Here is a 21121-nt window from a genome sequence, read left to right as displayed (position 1 = left end):
GAGGCACCCTGCTTTTCCCGAATTTCCAAACAACGAAAAAGAGCAGCCTCGTGAAGAGACTGCCCTTTCTTTATCGTGAAGTGTGAGAAGCCATATGCTCTTGAGCAAGTTCAACTGCTCTTTTTGTCATATTGCCGGCATCCCTTGAGCGGATTCCGCCCCAGCCTTCTTTCATTACGGTATCGTAAAAGCCTAAATCCTTTGCAAGCTCATACTTAAAACTTTCCGTCATGATCCCTTTTCGTCTGCCCATGAAACGAACCCCCTCATGTGTGCTTTAACGTGTCCGGGACGAGTTTGCCGGGACCCTTTTAGTATGTGCACACTTAATGAAGACAGGCAGCTTGAATATATGTAAAAAAAGGTGAAAACCGGTAAAATAAAAAAAGCCGCCGTTTTTCGACATGAAAAAAGCAGCAAACAAATGTCTACTGCCCGCTTATAGCTAATGCTCCTGATGCATCTTCAAAAAATGTTAATTGTACAGTTTCGGTGAGAACATCTGCATAGCTGTAGGAAACTCTTTCAAATGCATTCTCATCTTGATCCAATTCTACGATAAAGACGGACGGATAGGTCTCAGCCAGAACCCCAGATCGCTCTACGGTCTTTCTGCGTCCTCCATTTGCCTTCAATGTCAATCTTTTGCCCAGATTCAAATCCAACACGTTTTTGATATCGGTTAAAGTCTTCGCCATTGCATCCACCTCACTGTAGACAATTATACCTCTTTAGCACTCTAAAGTCAAACAAAATTTAAATTATACAGAGGCTCAACAACATTGTCAACAAAATTATTTCTACAATATTTTCTAACCTTCGCACCTATTATGTACCGAAGCATCCCCTTTTATGTAAATTTTTTCTGACTTTATCTTTTCATATAAACATATGGGATTGGGTATGCTATCGAGCTGAGTGATACACCGATCTTTTAGCCGGAAATATGGAAAACAAAAAAACCGCCTAAAAAAGCGGCTCCTACTCCTGAACAGTTTGAATACGTTTGTAGGGCATTCCTGTACGAAGCACTCCCTTTGTCTCAACGCCTCCCAGACCCTTCTCACGGGTAAGCGTATTGCGAAGGACATCCCACACATTAATTCTCTCTATAAACGGTGTGAAACTAATCTTGGCTACAATATAAACCGGATCAAGAGCATGAATATTCACCCTGGATGGCGAGCTTGCAAAGTTCGCCCCGGCCCGAATCAGCGATTCAAAATGGGATTGGCAGGCTCCTGCAAATATAACAAGCTGATCCAGATTCGGAATCCGGCTTCTCGCATTCAAAACAGCCTCCACAAAATGCTTTGAATGCCTGTAAGCCTCCAAATCACTCATGCTTCCTTTATGCTTTGAATATGCATCATGGCCTGTAATGACCAGGATATCTGGACGGTATTGAGCCAGAAGCCCTGTAACCTTCTCTGGCATCTCCTTTTCCAGGCAATGAACACCGTGAACAGGTACACCTATTTTTTCGTACAAAGAAAGGCATTTCTGAAGATAAACGGGATCTCCATCTAAATGAAGAACCTTGCCGGGCACGTGAAAAAAATCCTCCTGATGACTATAGCTAGCCGTGGCATAATATTCCCTTTTTTCTTTCAAAAGCTGATAATCCTGTTCCAAAAGATACAGCGATTGATCGAGCTTCTCTTTTTGCTGGACATGGCGCTGATTGAGTTCACGATCACTGATCACCACCAGATCGGAACAAGGCGAATCCGCAATAAGACGGAATTCCTCACCATAAAGAACTGCAATCACCTCGCCGCTCTGCCCCTGCTTCAAATCTATAACCCGAAAGAGCATATCCAAATGATACGATTTGCGCGCAACGACATCTCCTATAGTAAATGACATATTCTCACTCCAAAACGGGGGATTTTGGAACATACCTGCATATGGATCCTTTTTTAGCCTATGTATGAAAAAGGAAATTGTGAAAAGAAAAGCGGAGGCGGCTTGCTCAGCCCTGAGAGACGGTGGAGCCGGGACTGGCAAAGTCGCTCTTTGACTTTGACTGAACCGGTGAAGCGGCCGAAGGGCTAGCCGCCGGAGCTGGACACCAAGAAAAGCGGAGGCGGCTTCTAGTAAGGAGGTTCTGCTAAAAGCGCGGCGTCCTGCCGCAACGCAGAACTGACCTGCATCGTGCAGGCCTTCGTGAGAGACGGTGGAGCCGGGACTGTCAAAGTCGCTTTTTGACTTTGACTGAACCGGTGAAGCGGCCGAAGGGCTAGCGCCCGGAGCTGGACACCAAGAAAAGCGCAGGGCGCTTCTAGTAAGGAGGTTCTGCTAAAAGCGCGGCGTCCTGCCGCAACGCAGAACTGACCTGCATCGTGCAGGCCTCCGTGAAAGACGGTGGAGCTCTCGACCGAGGGGCGCCCAAGTTATGTTGTTCAGCTAAATGCGCGACGTCCTGTCGCAACGCTGAACGGGCCTTCATCGTGCAGGCCTCTGTGAGAGACGATGGAGCCGGGACTGGCAAAGTCGCTCTTTGACTTTGACTGAACCGGTGAAGCGGCCGAAGGGCTAGCGCCCGGAGCTGGACACCATAGAAAAGCGGAGGGCGCTTGCACGTGCCGACTGGGACATTGGAGCCCCCGACCGAGAGGCGTTCTTTGCCTCGACCGAGGGGGTGAAATGGCCCTGCGGCACAGCGCCCGGAGCTGGACACCAAGAAAAGCGCAGGCGGCTTCTAGTATGGAGGTTCTGCTATAAGCGCGCCGTCCTGCCGCAACGCAGAACTGACCTGCATCGTGCAGTCCTCCCTGAGAGACGGTGGAAGGGCATGAAACAAAGAAAACCCCCGTTACGCGCTATCCGGGGGTTTTAAACTAATATGGATCAGACTTATTGTTTTTTCAGCAGCGGATAAAGTGCATCGGCCGCTTTGGCAAATTCCTCAATGGTCAGCGACTCGCCGCGTCTTCTCGGATCAATTCCGGCTTGATTCAGCCCAAGCTCAATTTCTTCCTTCATCGGCTTGCCTGCAGGGTAAAACTGCAGGATATTATTCATGATGGTTTTTCTTCTCTGTGCAAAAGAAGCTCTCATCAGTTCAAAGAAAAAGGCTTCATCCTTCATGTCTACTGCAGGTTTTTCCCGCTTTAGCAGCCGGATGACAGCTGAATCTACATTCGGCTGAGGAACGAAAACGGTTTTCGGAACGGTCATTACGGTTTTCGCTTCCGTGTAATATTGAATCGCAATAGAGAGGGAGCCGTATTCCTTTGTAGAAGCATTTGCCGAAATCCTGTCTGCCACTTCTTTTTGAAGCATAACAACAATGCCTTTGAGCGGAAGCTGGTCCTCAAGAAGCTTCATAATAATTGGAGTGGTTACGTAATACGGAAGGTTGGCTACAACCATTACTTCCTTGCAGTCTCCGAACTCCTCTTCCATCACTTGCTTCACATTTGCTTTCAGTATATCTTCGTGGATAATTTTAATGTTTGGATAAGGACTGAGTGTGTCATTTAGAATAGGCAGCAGTCTTTGGTCAATTTCAAAAGCAACTACCTTTTTTGCACGTTTGGCAAGCTGCTCCGTCAAGGCTCCTATTCCCGGACCGATTTCTATGACTCCGGTTTCCTCGCCCACTTCCGCATGATCCACGATCCGGTGCAGGACGTTCGTATCAATGAGAAAGTTTTGTCCAAGACTTTTCTTGAAGGCAAATCCATATTTTTTTAGTATCTCTTTCGTTCGTGCCGGAGTGGCGATATCTTTAATCATGTTTTTCTTCCTCCTGCAAAATCCTGTTCATGGCATTTTCATAATCTGACTTTGGTATTTGAAACATCTGCAGCCTTTTTAACAGCTGTTTCCCGTTCGTATATCCGATTTTCAGTTCTGTTCCAAGCTTCTGGCGGCGTTCTTTAGCCATTGGATGCCCAATCAGTCCATAATCAAGAAGATCGTCCTGTGTCCATTCCGATGGAAGATCCGGCATCTCTTCTTTCACTTCACTCAAAGCTGCGCGGATTGCGTCCGGAGAAGCATGCTCCACTCCAATTCCGCGGCCTTTTTTTGGCCTCGCATCGGATTTTTCAATAAATGCATGCTTACAGCCGGGAACAGCCTCTGCCACAGTCTTGCGGATTTTTTCACCTGGGAAATCCGGATCTGTAAAAATGATCACGCCTCTTCCCGCAGCAGCAAGCTTAACCCGTTCAATCACGTCTTCACCAATGGCCGATCCATTCGTTTCTATTGTATCCGCAGTGACGGCTCTTTTGATAGCGACTGTATCATCGCGCCCCTCCACCACAATTATTTCTTTAATTTTCATTTTTTCCTCCAACTAATGAAACTTTCAGAAATTTCATTTCGTCTAAATAGTAAAGCTGAATATCGTTATTATAACGCAAGTTTCTTCGTAAACATAAGCCTTCCAAAAACCTTCCGTTTAATAACACTTGAATTCCTCTCGTGCACGCTGAAGAAGGCATAAAAAAACAGAGGGAATCATCCCTCTGTTCGATCTTTTTGTGTCGGCCAGAAAAGCAGGCAGGTATTAGTCGAGGATTTTAATTTTAACCCGTTTGCTGCCCCATTTGATTGCCGAAGATTGATCCGGGAAAAATACATCAATCTTATTCCCGTTAATCGCTGAACCTGTATCGGCTGCTACAGCATAGCCATAGCCTTCAACATAGACTTTCGTTCCAAGCGGGATGACATCAGGGTCAACAGCAATTACCTTAGCATTAGGATTTGCCTTCAAATTAACGCCTGTAGCCGTACGTCCAGAACATCCGCTGCAGCTTGCCGTATAGGCAGTAGACGTCACATACATTTCTTTCGAAACCGAGTCATTGTTTCTGGAAGCAATTGCCCTGGGTGCAGATGAAGCCGGTTTTGAGACTATTGCAGCTTTCTTGGCTTTTGTGCCGATAGCCACAATGCGGTCCTTGCTCTCTTTAACCGTTTCCTCTTTCACAAGCCTGCGGGAGATGACCTTCCCGTTTTCCTTCACCACTGCGAAGTGGACTTTCTTGGATCCTTGTTCGCCTTCTTCAACTACGTTTTGCTTTCCGCGTTCTAAATTACTGTCGTTTTTCTTCACAACAGCGAAATCAAGCGGTTCTTCCACTACATCGGTGACTTTTTCTACGCGTTTTACAGTTACAGCGCTGTTTGCCTGCAACGTATCCTCTAATCTTGGCTCAACTTTATCTGATGGATTGAGTTTAATTTTCTGGTTCTTTAAAAAGTCAGCGACCGTAGTCGAAGTGGTCCAAACCTTTTTCTCTTTGCCGCCTACATTCATGGACAGCTGAAAAGCTCGGTTAATTGAGAGGGATAGCTGATCCGTAAGCTTTGTATCCGGGGACGGACTGACCTTGTCGTGGCTGGATAATTTAATGCCTTCTTCTTTCAGCATTTCGTCCACAGTATCAGCTGTAGTCCACAGAGTTTGATCTTTTCCGTTGTCTGAAAGCCTGACCGGTTTGGCTGCTTCGTAGACAACTTTCATGGTGCTGTTTAATTTTGTGTTCTCCGAATGGGAAAGCTGGTCTTGATCGCGCACATCTATATCTAATTCTGAAAATAAATCTCCTACGGTGTCTGCGTGCGTTCTAATCGTCTCCTCATTTCCGTTCACAGAAACAGTAATTTCGTCTTTCGTTCCCTCATATGTACCGAAAGCAGTGCCTGTTCCCATTACTAGCAAACTAGTAGCGGAGAGGATGAGTTTATTTTTACTCATCTTTTCGGAAAACAGCTTTTTCAAGTTTTCTATCACTATGAAAAACGCCTCCTTATCCTCCGAGTGATTATATAGAGTATCACTCAGACTGTCAACCCTCACCACATTTTTCTATATTTTCTAGCCGCAGTCCCTATTATGCTAAGAAAATAGTGAAATGGGAAGGAAAACTTGTCGACAAGGTTATCCTATGCACAGGCCCAAAACGGTAGAACTTTTTTACATTTACGACATGCCGGACAAGCTTCCCCACCATTTGACAGGGATTTCTGTCAGGAAATGCCGAAACATTTTTTTGCATTTTTGGTGGTAATCTGAGCTACCTCTTCGTAAGTCATTCCTCTGAGTTCCGCAATCTGTTCAGCCACATATTTCACATAGCCCGGTTCATTTCGTTTTCCTCTGAAAGGATGAGGAGTAAGATATGGACAGTCTGTTTCGATCAGCAATCGGTCCAGCGGAATCTCTGCAGCCACTTCCTTCGGTTTTTTTGCATTTTTAAACGTAACGGGACCTCCAAACGAAATATAAAAATTCATATCCATACACTCTTTTGCAACTTCTGCGCTTCCTGTGAAACAGTGCATGATTCCGCCAACCTCTTCTGCTCCTTCTTCTCTCAATATTTCAACCACATCTGCCGTAGCATCACGATTATGAATAATGATTGGGAGCTTTACTTCTTTCGCTAATGCAATTTGCTTCCTGAAAACTTCTTTTTGAACTTCTTTTGGAGATTTGTCCCAATGATAGTCCAAACCCATTTCCCCAATAGCTACCACTTTAGGGTGGGAGGCAAGTTCCTTAATCCATTCAAGGTCCTGATCCGTCATATCAATCGCATCTACAGGATGCCATCCGACTGCTGCATAGATAAAATCATATTGATCTGTCAGCTCCATTGCTCTCGTGATGGTATCTGTGTCAAATCCAACCACTACAATTTTTTCAACGCCTTCTGCTTTTGCCCGATCAATAACTTCCTCAAGATCTTCTTTATACTGTACCGCGTTTAAGTGTGCGTGCGTATCGAATAACATGTTTATATACCCCTTTCTGTCTTGCTTTTTTTATCATACTCTTCTCTGCCTTTTTTAACAAAAAAGCTCTTCTTTCATCAACAATTCTAAACAAAAAAAGAGGCGTTCCACCAAAATGTTACACGTGGAACACCTCTTACGACAAATTGTATGCTTGTCAAAATTATTTTATTTTTGTACCGTTTGGCAGGGTTTGATCCACTGTTGCGAGAGATAATCCCCCTTCATGATCTCCGGCCAGGATCATCCCTTGGGATAGTTCGCCTCTCAGCTTGACAGGTTTAAGGTTTGTCACGCAAATGACCTTTTTTCCAACAAGGTCCGCAGGTGTATAATACTTGGCAATTCCTGAAACTACTTGCCTTTTTTCCGTTCCAAGATCCAGCTGCAGTTTAAGCAGCTTGTCTGCTTTCTTGACCGGCTCAGCTTGTAGAACCTCTGCCACCCGAAGCTCCACTTTGAAGAAATCATCTACCGTGATTTCAGCCGCTTCTTCAATTTTTTCTTCTGCAGGTTCCTCTATCGGGGTTCCGCCTGACATTTGGGACTTAATGTACTCCACTTCTTCCGCCATATCGAGACGAGGGAAGATTGGGTCACCTTTTTCCACTTTACTATTCTTAAGATGGCCAAAGGTGTATATGCTTTCCCACTTTGTTAAAGAATCGTCTTTAATGCCAAGCTGGGAGAAGATTTTAGCCGGCGTCTCTGTCAGGAATGGCTGAAGAAGAATCGCTGTTCTTCTCAAAGATTCTGCAAGATGATGCATAACAGAGCCGAGATCGTCTGTTTTTGCAGCGTCTTTCGCCAATGCCCAAGGCTGTGTTTCATCAATGTATTTATTCGTACGGCTTACAAGCTGCCAAACGGAAGCCAGAGCTACCGAGAATTCCATTTTTTCCATAGCCTCTTCATAGCGTTCTGAGACTGTACGGTTCATTTCTTCGAGTATACGGTCAAATTCCGTAACGGATCCTTGGTAATTAGGAATATTTCCTTCGAAATATTTGTCGATCATCGCAACCGTTCTGTTGAGAAGGTTTCCTAAGTCATTCGCCAAGTCGTAATTTACTCTCTCCACGAATCCTTCCGGTGTGAATACACCATCGGAACCGAACGGAACTTCTCTGAGAAGATAATAGCGCAAAGCATCCAGTCCGTAGCGGTCAATCAGTGTAATCGGGTCCACGACATTCCCTTTGGATTTGGACATTTTTCCATCCTTCATCAGCAGCCATCCATGAGCGAAAACCTTCTTCGGCAGCGGCAAATCAAGCGCCATAAGCATGATTGGCCAATAGATTGTATGAAAGCGGACAATTTCTTTACTCATTAAATGAACATCTGCCGGCCAATACGTGCGGTATTTCTCATCCTGATCCGTTCCATATCCAAGAGCGGTAATGTAATTGGAAAGTGCATCAATCCAAACATAAACGACGTGCTTCGGATCCCCCGGAACCTTAACTCCCCAATCAAAGGATGTTCTGGATACAGCAAGGTCCTCAAGACCCGGTTTAATGAAGTTGTTAATCATTTCATTTTTACGGGACTCAGGCTGAATGAATTCCGGATTTTCTTCGTAATACTTCAAAAGGCGGTCTGCGTATTTTCCTACCCGGAAAAAGTACGACTGCTCTTTAACCAGTTCAACAGGATGTCCGCTGTCAGGGCTTTTTCCACCGACAATTTTGCCATCCTCCATAATCGGGTCATCGAGCTGATGTGCCGTGTAATAGGTTTCATCAGGGATTGAATACCAGCCCTCATATTCATCCAAGTAAATATCTCCCTGATCAAGAAGCTGCTTGAATATTTTTTCGACAACCATTTTGTGGCGGGTTTCTGTAGTTCGGATAAAGTCGTCATAAGAAATATCCATGCGCTTCCATAGGCTTTTTATTCCGTCTACAATACCATCCACGTATTCCTGCGGAGTAACGCCCTTTTCCGCTGCTTTTTGCTGAATTTTTTGTCCGTGCTCATCCGTTCCTGTCAGATACATCACATCAAATCCGCGCATGCGCTTATATCTTGCCATCGCATCGCCTGCCGTTGTTGTATAGGCATGGCCAATATGTAAATTTCCGCTTGGATAATAAATCGGAGTTGTAATGTAAAACGTCTTTTTGCTTTCCATGAATTCCACTCCTTGCCGTAAATTAGAACAAATGCCCTCGCCCCGAAGGACGAGAGCATGTTTGCTATCTCGCATCTACTCTTTATGATACCATCTTAGCCTTCAATATCAAGAAAATATACCGCAGTATGGACAAAAAAATGCATCATCCAGTGAATTATATAATATTGCAAACCATCCAAATGCTGGATTTAGCAAAATTATGTTGAATTTTGTCGAAGGATGTTTATAATTAGGTAACTAGAAAGCTATTACCGCTATAATGTTTCACTGGTTGAATTAGGTTTAATTTCCTATTTTCTAGGGTATTTATTTAAATACAAACCTTATCAGAACAAGCTTTGCAGTCTTTTTCTAAAATGCTTAATAATTATTGGAAACAAAATTATTGACGTAATTTGGAAACACTGTTATGCTTATGAAGCAAATAAATTTTGTCGAATAATGACGAAGTTAATAGAAAAATAGCATATATAGCAAAAACGGGAGGAGAACATTCAATGAAATCTACAGGTATTGTACGTAAAGTTGATGAACTAGGCCGCGTGGTGATTCCGATTGAATTGCGCCGTACACTAGGAATTGCAGAAAAAGACGCTCTTGAAATCTACGTGGATGATGAAAGAATCATTCTTAAAAAATACAAGCCAAACATGACTTGCCACGTTACTGGTGAAGTTTCTGATGACAACATGACATTGGCTAACGGCAAATTGGTGCTAAGCAAAGAAGGCGCTGAGCAGCTGATCCAAGAAATCCAAAACCAATTCCAATCTAAGTAATATAAAAAAGTCCCTATAACAGGGACTTTTTTCTTATTCATAAAAAGAGCTTACTCCTCCTTATGATACTCGTTATATACTTCCCTTTTAGGCAGTCCTCTATCTAAAGCTACTGTTTTTATAGCTTCCTTTGAAGAAATTCCTTTTTCAATATAATGTTCAATATGGGTAATTATACCTAATCCATTCCACCACAAATCTTCCTCCGGCTGTACATCGTCATTGAATGCACCTTCTAAAATAAGGCAGAATTCCCCACGGATCTCGTTGGCTTTTGCCCATTCATTCGCTTCAGCAAGGGTACCTCTTACAAACTCTTCAAACTTCTTTGTCAGCTCTCTTGACAGGACAACCTTCCGATTTCCAAGAATTTCTTCCATTAAAGTGAGCGTATCTTTCAGCCTGTGTGGTGATTCATAAAAGATCATCGTTTCCTGACGCAATTTCAATAACTCAAGCTCTTTCTTCTTTTCTTTTTTCTGGCGATTTAAAAACCCATAAAAGAAAAATGGCTGCGGTGTCAGTCCGGATGCAATAAGTGCAGTTAGGGCAGCATTTGCCCCAGGAAGCGGAACAACTGTAAGATTTTCTTCCAACGCTGCTTCCACAAGCTCGCTTCCCGGATCCGAAATGGTTGGCATCCCCGCATCGCTTACTAGGGCTATGGTTTTTCCCTCTTTTAAATAGTCGATAATTTTATATCCGCTGCTTTCTTTATTATGCTCATGATAGCTTGTCAGCGGTGTATTAATTTCAAAATGGTTGCACAGTTTCTTGGATTGCCTCGTGTCCTCAGCAGCAATCAAATCGGCTTCCTTTAATATGCGAATGGCCCTGTATGTCATATCTTCAAGATTTCCGATGGGCGTCGGAACCAGATAAAGGATCCCCGTTTCCGTATTCTCCTTGAAGCTCTGCTGTGTCTGCATGCTCATTCATCCTTTTCCAGATTGGAAGATGCTCTTCCAGGTATTTTTCCTTGCGTTTTCTTGTCAATTTTTTAAAGTGGTATTCGGCACTCATCGCTTCATTTTTCGTTTCAAAGCAAGCAGCATAGAGAAGCACAACCGGCCTGCGCGCTCTCGTATATTTCGCACCCTTCCCATCATTATGCTTTTTGAGCCGCTGCTCAAGGTGATTGGTGTATCCTCCATAAAAGCTTCCATCGCGGCATTCAAGTACATAAAAGCAATGGCTATTCTTCTCCATAAAGGATGGTCCTGACTTCCTTTGTATATTCGTTGTTTTCATCGTATACAAACAGAGGCGGCAGGATCTTTAAATCCGGCTGTCCGTTCTTAGTTCCTTCTATTAAAAGAGTGTTCGCTTCCCTGCCCTTTTTCGGGTAAACAAATTGTATGCGCTTTGGCTCAATCTTATAGTGCTTCATCCACTCGGTAATCTCAAGCAGACGGCCCGGCCGGTGAACGAAGGCAACCTTCCCCCCCGGTCTGACGAGCTGGCTGCTTACGCGCACAACATCCTCAAGTGTACAGTGAATTTCATGTCTGGCAATCGCCAAATGTTCATTTTCATTCTGCTCCCTTTTTTGAGGAGTCTTGAAATATGGCGGATTGCATGTTATCACATCATACTTTTGATGCCCCAGTACAGAAGGCATATCCTTTAAATCTCCATGGATCATGTCAATCTGATGGGAAAGCGCATTGTACTCCACGCTTCTTTTCCCCATATTATAAAGCCGTTCCTGAATTTCCACTCCTGTAATTTGTGCTTTTGAACGGGTGCTTAAAAGCAGCGGAACGACCGCGTTTCCTGTACATAAATCCAGTACATTTCCCTTCTGGATCGGCATATATGCAAATTTGGCGAGCAGTACGGCATCCAGCGAAAAAGCAAAGACACTCGGACTTTGGATAATCCGGAGGTTTTCTGCCAATAAGTAATCCAGCCTCTCATCGCCTATTAATTCCAAATTCATCACTTTATCCTTTCTTCAGAAATTGACCGATAAAAAAAGCCCCCAAATAAAAGGGAGGCTACTTTTTATTAAGAAATGACAAACAGAAAAGGCAATCTCCGTCTTTTCTCAGACTTCCGTAGTGAACATTGCAGATATGAAAGCCTTCCTGATAAAGCCTCGCAAGGTTATCATACCCTTCACTTATGTCCACATTGTCATCATCATGGTGAACCTGTCCCTTTTTTTCATCAGAACGAAGACTGACATCCTCTGAAGAAGAAAGCTCAAGCCGTCTTCTTAAATTCTGATTTTCCAAAGATAAGGCCTGATTTTCTTCAATCAATTCTGCTATATGCTGTTTTAAATCGCCTAGCTGATTGTATAGGGAACCAATTTGTTCTTCCAAACTGGTCACAGATTCGAAGATTTCTTTTTTCTCCAATCTTTCCACCTCATTCTGTGGATTGCATCGAAACGGCGCCTTCCTGCTGCAATTCCTCCCAGCTGAACTCGACCACTCCGTCTCTTTCCTTCAGCTGAACCTGCAGGATCCGCTCTAAAATATTCAATCCGACAACCTTGCCTGTTCCAGACGGGGTTCTGATCGTTTCCCCAAGATCGGGCAGAAGTTCTTTTGCGGATTCATATTCATCATTCTCATATTTCAGGCAGCACATAAGACGGCCGCACAAACCTGAAATTTTGGTCGGATTAAGAGAAAGGTTTTGATCCTTTGCCATCTTAATGCTGACGGGCTCAAAGTCTCCGAGAAATGTCGAACAGCATAGCATTCTTCCGCATGGACCTATGCCTCCGAGCATTTTAGCCTCATCGCGAACCCCAATTTGGCGAAGCTCAATTCTTGTTTTAAAAATAGAAGCTAAATCCTTAACCAGCTCCCTGAAATCGACCCGTCCATCAGCAGTGAAATAGAAAATGACCTTATTGCGGTCAAATGTATACTCTACATCCACAAGCTTCATATCAAGCCCGTGTTCCCCTACCTTTTGCTGGCAGGTTTCATACGCCTTCAGGGCCGCTTCATGATTTTCTTCGACAAGCATCCTGTCTCTTTGATCTGCAACACGGAGCACCTTTTTAAGAGGGAGCACTACATCATGCTCGTCCACTTTTTTACTGGCAACCACGATCTTGCCGAACTCTACTCCTCGAACTGTCTCAACGATGACACAATCGTTCTCATCTATATCAAACCCGTTCGGGTCGAAATAATATATTTTGCCGGCTTTCTTAAACCGGACACCTACTACATCATACAAAGTTATCCCTCCTGCAACGTTAAAACCAGCTGCTCCATCAAAAGCTGCGGATTTGCATTTGAATGAAGCTTCCGCTTGGTCTCCAATATGCTCAATACCTTCTCTGTTATACGTTGCTGACCTGTCTGAAGGGCTTCCTTCTTCAAGGTTTCCTTCATATCTATATAAATTACGGCATCTTCCATCCCCAATTGAATGGAGAGAAGGTCTTTATATAAAAATAATAACAAATCCAATCCTTGATCCTGAAGCTCTTTCTCAGAAAAAAACGGCATCCACTGAGTCTGCACGAACACCATTGCTTGTTCTCTTCTTACCGTTAAGGCTTCATACAATTTTATCACTATCGCTCTAGCTTCTGCAAACCAATCATTTCGACTTAATTCGATAGCGTCGTCCAGGTTGTTCGTCATTTGGGAAGCAGCAGCAGCCATATATCCTATAACGTCCTGTTTTTCAAGCTCAAGACGAATAATTGATGAAGGAAGCGGGCTAAAGGGAAGAATTTGGCACCGTGATTGAATCGTGTTCAGAATCATATGAACCTGCTCAGTCGTTAAAACCGCAATGGTATCTTTTCCTGGTTCCTCTAAAAATTTCAGAAGGCTGTTCGCTGCGTTCGTAGTCATTTTATCCGCATGCGAAATCATATAAAACTTCTTTGAAGATTCCAATCCTTTTTTCGAGAATTCTTCCTGAAGACTTTGAATCTGATGTTTCTTTATGGAAAGACCGTCCGGTTCGATTACATGAAGATCAGGATGGTTTCCTGAATTAATTCTCCGGCAGCTGCTGCATTCACCGCATGGCTCTGCATCCATACGTTCTGTACAAAAGAAGCTCTTGGCAAGAAGAAGGGCCGTTTCTTTCTTTCCGGTTCCTTTTTTTCCCTCAAATAAATAAGCATGCGCCAGCCTGTTTTTGCCAATGCTTTTTTCCAATAGCTTCAATACCCTCGGCTGATAAGCCTCGAGCTCTGTCCACGTTCTGTTCATCTATATCACTCGCTAAATATATAAATTAACCAGCATCCCCTTAATTTCTCCAACGGTTCCAAGGATGTCGATGGCAGTCTTTTCTTTCTTCACAAGATCTTCCGTTAACACGATAAGCTTGTCATCAATTTGTTCAATCAATTTATGAGAGCGGCTGTTTCCTTGATAATCCCAGCTTTTTGATTCCTTTAGCTGCATACCGTAATCGACAGCTTCCTGGACAATTTTTTTCACGAGTCCTTTAACCTTCGCCAAGTCCTGAAAATTTCTTGAACGGGATAAGCGGCTTCCTGCTGCCTCAAGCTCCGCAATCATTTGATTTAGCTGACTTACCTTCATCTGGCCACTTTCTTTTAAAACGGCATTTCGAAAGCTTCCGGCGGATGAGGGAGCCTCCTGATGACGGATGTTCTGTTTATCGGCAGCAATGCGAATATCCTGATTAATTTTCATTTTCGCTTCTCCTTAAAATTGGTGGAATTCTTCCACAGGAAGAACAAATACAGTTGCTCCTCCTACCTCTACCTCTACTGGATAGGGAACATACGAATCTGCATTTCCTCCCATGGGTGAAACAGGGGCAACAAGCTGTTCGCGGGCCTGGCAGCTGTCTTTAATAATTTGAAGTGCCTTTTGCACTCTCAATTCTTCCGTTCCAATCATGATCGTAGTGTTGCCTGATTTCAAAAAGCCTCCGGAGGTTGCAAGCTTCGTAACTCTGAAATTATGATCGGTAAGAGATTTGATTAAACGATTTGTATCTTGATCCTGCACAATAGCAATTACCATTTTCATTTCTAATTCCTCCTTGGATTATAGAGACAATTTATTTTGAATCAAAAGCCATACTTCCTCTGCCACCTCTTCAGGCGTCTGGTCCGCATTAACTGATTTTATTCTCTCGGGATATTTCTCAAGTAAGATGTGATACCCTTTTTGAACGCGATCATGAAACTTCAGATCCTCGTTATCAAGCCGGTTGATTTCTCTATTTTCGCCCGAATAGACTCTTTTCAGCCCTTTCTCAGCGTCAATGCTGAAATAAATCGTCAAGTCCGGCATAACATCCTCAATGGCAAACAGATTAATCGAAAGAACTTCTTCCATGCCAAGTCCTCTTGCATATCCCTGATAAGCAAGAGAGCTGTCTATAAAGCGGTCGCATAATACAACCTTCTCCTCTTTTAAAGCAGGCAGTACCTTTTCAACCAGATGCTGTCTCCTGGCAGCCGCATACAGAAGAGCTTCTGTTCGCGGATCCATTTCGGTATTCTCTATATCTAAAATAACTCTGCGGATTTGTTCAGCGATTTTAATTCCCCCGGGCTCGCGGGTAGCAACCGGATCAATTCCTTTTTCCTGCAGCTTCTTATAAATTTCTTTTAAAATAGTGGTCTTGCCGGCCCCTTCAGGACCTTCAAATGTAATAAAACAGCCTGTCAATCTTCTCAACCTTTCTTATAAACAGCTACAGTATTAAAATTCCTGTTCTGTCGGCCCTGAAACCGGGCTCCCCGATCCTTCATCTGAAGAATCCATTCTATGTGCTGTTCGCTTATTCTTTCTCCTGCCAATAGGAGCGGAATCCCCGGCGGATACGGAATGACCGCCTCTGCCATCACCCTGCCATCCGCTTCGTGCAGATGCACTTCTTCCTTGGCTGTTTGCTCCATCTCGCCATAGGTCAGAGAAAGCTTGGACGCAGGCAGGGACGGGAATGTAATCGGGAGTTTTGTTTTCGCAGGATTCGTCATGGACGAAAATTCTTTTTCAAGACCTGGGTGACGAAAGCTGCTTTTCCCCAGTCCAGCAATCAAAAGGAAATTGCGCTCATCTGCAAGTTCTCCGTATATTCCATGACGCTCAAAGCGTTCCTGAAGATCAAAGCCAGAAAGCCCGGTTTCAGAAACAATGGCCAGCTTTATAGGATCCTGAATAGCATTTGGATCCTCTGTACCTATTGCTTTAATTCCCTCAATAGAATTGAAATACTCTTTTATTTTTGAAGCTTCAAGCGCAAGTTCTCCTGCTCTTCCGGAATCCTTTATTTCCTGGGCAAAAGCCCTGGCAAGATCCAGCGAGGCCATAATTGGATAGGATGGACTGCTCGTTTGCAGCATAGACAACAATTTTGCTACTCTCCTAAAGGAAACAAGCCTGCTGTTCACGTGTAAAAAGGAGCCCATCGTCATAGCAGGCAGCGTTTTGTGAGCGGATTGAACAACCGCGTCCGCGCCGGCTTTTAATGCAGATTCGGGAAAAGGAGCACCTATTCCGTAATGGGCACCATGTGCTTCGTCAACCAGAACAGGAATGCTGTAAGAATGGGCAAGGCGGATGATACGCGTGAGATCCGCCGTTACCCCGTAATAATTAGGATTTGTTATAATAAGCGCCTTTGCATGAGGATAAGCTTCAATGGCTTCAGCTATGCGGTCTTCCTCAACGTAAGAAGGAACATGCAGCGCTTCATCTATTTTAGGACTGAAAAAGACCGGATCTGCTTTAGCAAGCTCCAATGCATTCATAATGGATTTGTGGCTGTTCCGCTGAACTAGAACGGTATCCCCTTCCCTGCAGCATGACAAAATCATCGCAAGATTACCGGATGTCGAACCATTTACAAGAAAAAATGTCTTCTCTGCTCCATAAAAGGATGCAGCGAGTGACTGGGCCTCATCAATCACTCCATGCGGGTCATGTAAATCATCCAGTCCTGACAATTCCGTTACATCAAGCTTCATCACATTTTTAAAAAAATGTGATGCCTCTTCCGGCAGCAGCAAACCATTTTTATGGCCAGGCACGTGAAAAGATACCGGGTTTTTCTCTTGATGCTTCAATAGCGAAGAAAACAATGGAGTATACATAAGCACTAGGTCCCATCCTTTTAATGCGATACTTCCATTATACCAATATTTGTTCCTCACTTCAGCAACGATTCCATCTGCCCATCAAAACCCACTAAATCAGCAAAAAGAAAAAAGACCCTTTCAGGTCATTAAGAATACATAGGCGGTGCCTTTACGCTCTTTAGTTTTTTTACGAAAAAATTATACTTCGGCTCCGCTGCATCAGTCGACACCATTTCCCTTTCACAGTCCGTACATATAAAGCTCGTATAGAGATGAATTCCATCAGGTTTGCACGTGTCGCAAATAATACACGTTTCTTCCTTTGAAATTCCAGACAGTTTACCAATCATTCCCTCCACCTCCATACTGCTATTTTGGCCAGCGGCGGCGATTTGTATACAACTTTCAGAATTTTACAGGTTCACCTTTGCCCTCTGCCCTTAATGTATGAAGGCTTTCGCCCAACTGTGTATGTCTATAAAAGTTAAACTTGCTGTTTTTGTTGGGGAGGTGGCAGATCGGAGGATATTCACACGAAAACTTTATCATTGCATTTAAACTAGATTAACTGCAGGCGGTGGGAGGCTGGATATATTTGATGGCAGATGAGGAATTTTGAAGGTGGATACCGATTTCTCGGGAGATTGGCTTTAGCAGAAGCATCTTTTGGAGAGTAGAGGATTAAGGTAGTGGATTTTTTTATTAAAACTCGCCTGTTATTGTTCAAAACTGATGAATTGGGGAGCATTACGACGCGGAGAGAAGAAATTGGCGGCGAGAATGGAGAGGAATACGCTCGTTTCTGATGCGGGAAGGGGGGAGGTGGCAAGATATCGGCTATTCTGGAGCGGATATCGACCGAAATTTAGATATATCGGCGATTAATTTGATATATCGGCGATTATTTCGATTTATCGACTAAAATGAGCGGATATCGACTTTTCGGGAGGGTTCGACAGAGATCGCAGCCGCCTCAATTCGTTGGATCTCTTTCCGCAGCCAGTCCAGCACCATCCAGTACGGTCCGCCAGTCTCACTCTGTTAAAACTAAGTCCAGCCAAACATTAAGCTACTAATAAATACTAAGTTCAACTGAATCGAGTATTCCGCCTCCTTTTCCTTCCCTCTACTCTTGGCGTATCCCGAATCACGTATCCGCCACCCCGTCTTTCTCCCTCTATCCCAAGCGTATCCCTCAACCCCAAATCCCAAACAAAAAAAGACCCACCCCCTAAGGGGCAAGCCTTTTTTTCATGTACCTGGCAACGTCCTACTCTCACAGGGGGAAACCCCCAACTACCATCGGCGCTAAAGAGCTTAACTTCCGTGTTCGGTATGGGAACGGGTGTGACCTCTCTGCCATAATTACCAGATATGTGGTTGAAAGATTGCTCTTTCAAAACTAGATAACGATTGCTGCACGAGTAAAGCAGCCTTACTTGAATAAAGGTTAAGTCCTCGACCGATTAGTATTCGTCAGCTGCACGTGTCACCACGCTTCCACCTCGAACCTATCAACCTGATCATCTTTCAGGGGTCTTACTCTTGCGATGGGAAATCTCATCTTGAGGGGGGCTTCATGCTTAGATGCTTTCAGCACTTATCCCGTCCGCACATAGCTACCCAGCGATGCCTTTGGCAAGACAACTGGTACACCAGCGGTGCGTCCATCCCGGTCCTCTCGTACTAAGGACAGCTCCTCTCAAATTTCCTGCGCCCGCGACGGATAGGGACCGAACTGTCTCACGACGTTCTGAACCCAGCTCGCGTACCGCTTTAATGGGCGAACAGCCCAACCCTTGGGACCGACTACAGCCCCAGGATGCGATGAGCCGACATCGAGGTGCCAAACCTCCCCGTCGATGTGGACTCTTGGGGGAGATAAGCCTGTTATCCCCGGGGTAGCTTTTATCCGTTGAGCGATGGCCCTTCCATGCGGAACCACCGGATCACTAAGCCCGACTTTCGTCCCTGCTCGACTTGTAGGTCTCGCAGTCAAGCTCCCTTGTGCCTTTACACTCTGCGAATGATTTCCAACCATTCTGAGGGAACCTTTGGGCGCCTCCGTTACATTTTAGGAGGCGACCGCCCCAGTCAAACTGCCCGCCTGACACTGTCTCCCGGCCCGATCAGGGCCGCGGGTTAGAAGTTCAACACAGCCAGGGTAGTATCCCACCAATGCCTCCACCGAAGCTGGCGCTCCGGTTTCCAAGGCTCCTACCTATCCTGTACAAGCTGTGCCAAAATTCAATATCAGGCTGCAGTAAAGCTCCACGGGGTCTTTCCGTCCTGTCGCGGGTAACCTGCATCTTCACAGGTACTATAATTTCACCGAGTCTCTCGTTGAGACAGTGCCCAGATCGTTACGCCTTTCGTGCGGGTCGGAACTTACCCGACAAGGAATTTCGCTACCTTAGGACCGTTATAGTTACGGCCGCCGTTTACTGGGGCTTCAATTCAAAGCTTCGCTTGCGCTAACCTCTCCTCTTAACCTTCCAGCACCGGGCAGGCGTCAGCCCCTATACTTCGCCTTGCGGCTTCGCAGAGACCTGTGTTTTTGCTAAACAGTCGCCTGGGCCTATTCACTGCGGCTCTTCAAGGCTATTCACCCTAAAGAGCACCCCTTCTCCCGAAGTTACGGGGTCATTTTGCCGAGTTCCTTAACGAGAGTTCTCTCGATCACCTTAGGATTCTCTCCTCGCCTACCTGTGTCGGTTTGCGGTACGGGCACCATTTTCCTCGCTAGAAGCTTTTCTAGGCAGTGTGGAATCAGGAACTTCGGTACTTCATTTCCCTCGCCATCACAGCTCAGCCTTAACCAAGGGACGGATTTGCCTATCCCTTGAGCCTACCTGCTTGGACGCGCATATCCAACAGCGCGCTTACCCTATCCTCCTGCGTCCCTCCATTGCTCAAACGGAAAAGAGGTGGTACAGGAATCTCAACCTGTTGTCCATCGCCTACGCCTTTCGGCCTCGGCTTAGGTCCCGACTAACCCTGAGCGGACGAGCCTTCCTCAGGAAACCTTAGGCATTCGGTGGAGGGGATTCTCACCCCTCTTTCGCTACTCATACCGGCATTCTCACTTCTAAGCGCTCCACCAGTCCTTCCGGTCTGGCTTCTCAGCCCTTAGAACGCTCTCCTACCACTGTTCGTAAGAACAGTCCACAGCTTCGGTGATCCGTTTAGCCCCGGTACATTTTCGGCGCAGGGTCACTCGACCAGTGAGCTATTACGCACTCTTTAAATGGTGGCTGCTTCTAAGCCAACATCCTGGTTGTCTAAGCAACCCCACATCCTTTTCCACTTAACGGATACTTGGGGACCTTAGCTGGTGGTCTGGGCTGTTTCCCTTTCGACTACGGATCTTATCACTCGCAGTCTGACTCCCATAGATAAGTCTTTGGCATTCGGAGTTTGACTGAATTCGGTAACCCGATGAGGGCCCCTAGTCCAATCAGTGCTCTACCTCCAAGACTCTTACTATGAGGCTAGCCCTAAAGCTATTTCGGAGAGAACCAGCTATCTCCAGGTTCGATTGGAATTTCTCCGCTACCCACACCTCATCCCCGCACTTTTCAACGTGCGTGGGTTCGGGCCTCCATTCAGTGTTACCTGAACTTCACCCTGGACATGGGTAGATCACCTGGTTTCGGGTCTACGACCACGTACTCAATCGCCCTATTCAGACTCGCTTTCGCTGCGGCTCCGTCTTTTCAACTTAACCTTGCACGTAATCGTAACTCGCCGGTTCATTCTACAAAAGGCACGCCATCACCCGTTAACGGGCTCTGACTACTTGTAGGCACACGGTTTCAGGATCTGTTTCACTCCCCTTCCGGGGTGCTTTTCACCTTTCCCTCACGGTACTGGTTCACTATCGGTCACTAGGGAGTATTTAGCCTTGGGAGATGGTCCTCCCTGCTTCCGACGGGATTTCTCGTGTCCCGCCGTACTCAGGATCCACTCAGGAGGGAACGAAGTTTCGACTACAGGGCTGTTACCTTCTTTGGCGGGCCTTTCCAGACCGCTTCTTCTACCCCGTTCCTTTGTAACTCCGTGTTGAGTGTCCTACAACCCCAGAAGGCAAGCCTTCTGGTTTGGGCTAATCCCGTTTCGCTCGCCGCTACTCAGGGAATCGCTATTGCTTTCTCTTCCTCCGGGTACTTAGATGTTTCAGTTCCCCGGGTCTGCCTTCCAGATCCTATGTATTCAGATCAGGATGCTGCTCCATTACGAGCAGCGGGTTTCCCCATTCGGAAATCTCCGGATCAACGCTTACTTACAGCTCCCCGAAGCATATCGGTGTTCGTACCGTCCTTCATCGGCTCCTAGTGCCAAGGCATCCACCGTGCGCCCTTTCTAACTTAACCTGATAACGGA

The 21121-nt window shown here is 45.3% G+C and carries 20 protein-coding genes and 2 rRNA genes; 1 reads left to right on the top strand and 21 read right to left on the bottom strand.

Going from position 1 to position 21121, the window contains the following annotated elements:
• Nucleotides 1–70 precede the first annotated feature (70 nt).
• The 8 genes from AS29_RS00110 to metG all read right to left on the bottom strand — a co-directional run bounded on the left by AS29_RS00110 (nucleotide 71) and on the right by metG (nucleotide 8902).
• Entirely contained in the window at nucleotides 71–253 is a 183-nt protein-coding gene (locus AS29_RS00110) for a small, acid-soluble spore protein, alpha/beta type (RefSeq protein WP_035412566.1), read from the bottom strand.
• A 175-nt stretch (nucleotides 254–428) separates the two neighbouring features.
• The gene (gene veg, locus AS29_RS00105) at nucleotides 429–698 is read right to left on the bottom strand and encodes a biofilm formation stimulator Veg (RefSeq protein ID WP_035412569.1); all 270 of its coding nucleotides are present in this window, start codon (nucleotides 696–698) and stop codon (nucleotides 429–431) included.
• A 283-nt stretch (nucleotides 699–981) separates the two neighbouring features.
• The gene (gene yabG, locus AS29_RS00100) at nucleotides 982–1869 is read right to left on the bottom strand and encodes a sporulation peptidase YabG (RefSeq protein WP_035412572.1); all 888 of its coding nucleotides are present in this window, start codon (nucleotides 1867–1869) and stop codon (nucleotides 982–984) included.
• Between the two features lie 990 nt (nucleotides 1870–2859).
• Nucleotides 2860–3744, bottom strand: a complete 885-nt coding sequence (gene rsmA / locus AS29_RS00095; protein WP_035412575.1) for a 16S rRNA (adenine(1518)-N(6)/adenine(1519)-N(6))-dimethyltransferase RsmA — start codon at nucleotides 3742–3744, stop codon at nucleotides 2860–2862.
• On the bottom strand, nucleotides 3737–4300 hold the full coding sequence (rnmV, locus tag AS29_RS00090) for a ribonuclease M5 (protein ID WP_035412578.1): 564 nt from the start codon (nucleotides 4298–4300) through the stop codon (nucleotides 3737–3739). Before rnmV ends, rsmA begins: the two co-directional genes overlap by 8 nt.
• 225 nt (nucleotides 4301–4525) lie before the next feature.
• Nucleotides 4526–5746: a G5 and 3D domain-containing protein gene (locus tag AS29_RS00085; RefSeq protein ID WP_035412628.1), complete on the bottom strand. Its 1221-nt coding sequence runs from the start codon at nucleotides 5744–5746 to the stop codon at nucleotides 4526–4528.
• Between the two features lie 248 nt (nucleotides 5747–5994).
• A complete protein-coding gene (locus AS29_RS00080; RefSeq protein WP_035412581.1) occupies nucleotides 5995–6762 on the bottom strand; it encodes a TatD family hydrolase in 768 nt (255 codons plus the stop codon).
• 163 nt (nucleotides 6763–6925) lie between these two features.
• The gene (metG, locus tag AS29_RS00075) at nucleotides 6926–8902 is read right to left on the bottom strand and encodes a methionine--tRNA ligase (protein WP_035412584.1); all 1977 of its coding nucleotides are present in this window, start codon (nucleotides 8900–8902) and stop codon (nucleotides 6926–6928) included.
• Between the two features lie 500 nt (nucleotides 8903–9402).
• On the opposite strand from metG, the gene AS29_RS00070 reads away from it, so the two are divergent.
• A complete protein-coding gene (locus tag AS29_RS00070; protein WP_035412587.1) occupies nucleotides 9403–9684 on the top strand; it encodes an AbrB/MazE/SpoVT family DNA-binding domain-containing protein in 282 nt (93 codons plus the stop codon).
• Between the two features lie 50 nt (nucleotides 9685–9734).
• On the opposite strand, the gene rsmI is transcribed toward AS29_RS00070, so the two are convergent.
• From rsmI to AS29_RS00005, 13 genes are all read right to left on the bottom strand, one after another.
• Nucleotides 9735–10613, bottom strand: coding sequence for a 16S rRNA (cytidine(1402)-2'-O)-methyltransferase (gene rsmI / locus AS29_RS00065; RefSeq protein WP_035412591.1), 879 nt, complete (start codon nucleotides 10611–10613; stop codon nucleotides 9735–9737).
• Nucleotides 10534–10893 (bottom strand): GIY-YIG nuclease family protein, encoded by a 360-nt coding sequence (locus AS29_RS00060; protein WP_082883676.1) that lies wholly within the window; start codon nucleotides 10891–10893, stop codon nucleotides 10534–10536. Before AS29_RS00060 ends, rsmI begins: the two co-directional genes overlap by 80 nt.
• Entirely contained in the window at nucleotides 10880–11626 is a 747-nt protein-coding gene (locus AS29_RS00055; protein WP_035412595.1) for a tRNA1(Val) (adenine(37)-N6)-methyltransferase, read from the bottom strand. The genes AS29_RS00060 and AS29_RS00055 overlap by 14 nt, the downstream gene beginning before the upstream one ends.
• Nucleotides 11627–11684: 58 nt before the next feature.
• Entirely contained in the window at nucleotides 11685–12050 is a 366-nt protein-coding gene (gene yabA, locus AS29_RS00050) for a DNA replication initiation control protein YabA (protein WP_035412598.1), read from the bottom strand.
• A gap of 10 nt (nucleotides 12051–12060) precedes the next feature.
• Nucleotides 12061–12888, bottom strand: coding sequence for a PSP1 domain-containing protein (locus AS29_RS00045; RefSeq protein ID WP_035412601.1), 828 nt, complete (start codon nucleotides 12886–12888; stop codon nucleotides 12061–12063).
• Nucleotides 12889–12890: 2 nt separating this feature from the next.
• Entirely contained in the window at nucleotides 12891–13883 is a 993-nt protein-coding gene (gene holB / locus AS29_RS00040) for a DNA polymerase III subunit delta' (protein WP_035412604.1), read from the bottom strand.
• A 12-nt stretch (nucleotides 13884–13895) separates the two neighbouring features.
• On the bottom strand, nucleotides 13896–14336 hold the full coding sequence (locus AS29_RS00035; RefSeq protein ID WP_035412607.1) for a YaaR family protein: 441 nt from the start codon (nucleotides 14334–14336) through the stop codon (nucleotides 13896–13898).
• Between the two features lie 12 nt (nucleotides 14337–14348).
• On the bottom strand, nucleotides 14349–14678 hold the full coding sequence (locus tag AS29_RS00030) for a cyclic-di-AMP receptor (protein ID WP_035412611.1): 330 nt from the start codon (nucleotides 14676–14678) through the stop codon (nucleotides 14349–14351).
• An 18-nt stretch (nucleotides 14679–14696) separates the two neighbouring features.
• Nucleotides 14697–15326 carry a dTMP kinase gene (gene tmk, locus AS29_RS00025; protein WP_035412614.1) on the bottom strand — a complete coding sequence of 210 codons (630 nt, stop codon included), beginning with the start codon at nucleotides 15324–15326 and terminating at the stop codon, nucleotides 14697–14699.
• A 5-nt stretch (nucleotides 15327–15331) separates the two neighbouring features.
• Entirely contained in the window at nucleotides 15332–16753 is a 1422-nt protein-coding gene (locus AS29_RS00020; protein ID WP_035412634.1) for an aminotransferase class I/II-fold pyridoxal phosphate-dependent enzyme, read from the bottom strand.
• A 131-nt stretch (nucleotides 16754–16884) separates the two neighbouring features.
• Nucleotides 16885–17088, bottom strand: coding sequence for a sigma factor G inhibitor Gin (locus AS29_RS00015; RefSeq protein ID WP_035412617.1), 204 nt, complete (start codon nucleotides 17086–17088; stop codon nucleotides 16885–16887).
• A 907-nt stretch (nucleotides 17089–17995) separates the two neighbouring features.
• Nucleotides 17996–18111 (bottom strand): 5S ribosomal RNA (gene rrf, locus AS29_RS00010).
• Between the two features lie 73 nt (nucleotides 18112–18184).
• Nucleotides 18185–21111: ribosomal RNA gene (locus AS29_RS00005) — 23S ribosomal RNA — on the bottom strand.
• Nucleotides 21112–21121 lie beyond the last annotated feature (10 nt).

Source organism: Bacillus sp. SJS (assembly GCF_000732485.2).
GTDB classification, from domain to species: domain Bacteria; phylum Bacillota; class Bacilli; order Bacillales; family Bacillaceae; genus Metabacillus_B; species Metabacillus_B sediminis.
The sequence above is the reverse complement of the archived record's forward strand: the minus strand, read 5'-3'. Positions and strand labels throughout refer to the sequence as shown.

Excerpts from the sequence above, each read along its gene's own strand:
- AS29_RS00015 (WP_035412617.1), bottom strand. The coding sequence starts at position 17,088 with ATGATTGGTAAACTGTCTGGAATTTCAAAGGAAGAAACGTGTATTATT.
- rsmA (WP_035412575.1), bottom strand. The coding sequence starts at position 3,744 with ATGATTAAAGATATCGCCACTCCGGCACGAACGAAAGAGATACTAAAA.
- AS29_RS00080 (WP_035412581.1), bottom strand. The coding sequence starts at position 6,762 with ATGTTATTCGATACGCACGCACACTTAAACGCGGTACAGTATAAAGAA.
- metG (WP_035412584.1), bottom strand. The coding sequence starts at position 8,902 with ATGGAAAGCAAAAAGACGTTTTACATTACAACTCCGATTTATTATCCA.
- AS29_RS00030 (WP_035412611.1), bottom strand. The coding sequence starts at position 14,678 with ATGAAAATGGTAATTGCTATTGTGCAGGATCAAGATACAAATCGTTTA.
- AS29_RS00060 (WP_082883676.1), bottom strand. The coding sequence starts at position 10,893 with ATGGAGAAGAATAGCCATTGCTTTTATGTACTTGAATGCCGCGATGGA.
- AS29_RS00035 (WP_035412607.1), bottom strand. The coding sequence starts at position 14,336 with ATGAAAATTAATCAGGATATTCGCATTGCTGCCGATAAACAGAACATC.
- yabG (WP_035412572.1), bottom strand. The coding sequence starts at position 1,869 with ATGTCATTTACTATAGGAGATGTCGTTGCGCGCAAATCGTATCATTTG.
- AS29_RS00020 (WP_035412634.1), bottom strand. The coding sequence starts at position 16,753 with ATGTATACTCCATTGTTTTCTTCGCTATTGAAGCATCAAGAGAAAAAC.
- AS29_RS00110 (WP_035412566.1), bottom strand. The coding sequence starts at position 253 with ATGGGCAGACGAAAAGGGATCATGACGGAAAGTTTTAAGTATGAGCTT.
- AS29_RS00055 (WP_035412595.1), bottom strand. The coding sequence starts at position 11,626 with ATGAATTTGGAATTAATAGGCGATGAGAGGCTGGATTACTTATTGGCA.
- rsmI (WP_035412591.1), bottom strand. The coding sequence starts at position 10,613 with ATGCAGACACAGCAGAGCTTCAAGGAGAATACGGAAACGGGGATCCTT.
- veg (WP_035412569.1), bottom strand. The coding sequence starts at position 698 with ATGGCGAAGACTTTAACCGATATCAAAAACGTGTTGGATTTGAATCTG.
- rnmV (WP_035412578.1), bottom strand. The coding sequence starts at position 4,300 with ATGAAAATTAAAGAAATAATTGTGGTGGAGGGGCGCGATGATACAGTC.
- holB (WP_035412604.1), bottom strand. The coding sequence starts at position 13,883 with ATGAACAGAACGTGGACAGAGCTCGAGGCTTATCAGCCGAGGGTATTG.
- AS29_RS00070 (WP_035412587.1), top strand. The coding sequence starts at position 9,403 with ATGAAATCTACAGGTATTGTACGTAAAGTTGATGAACTAGGCCGCGTG.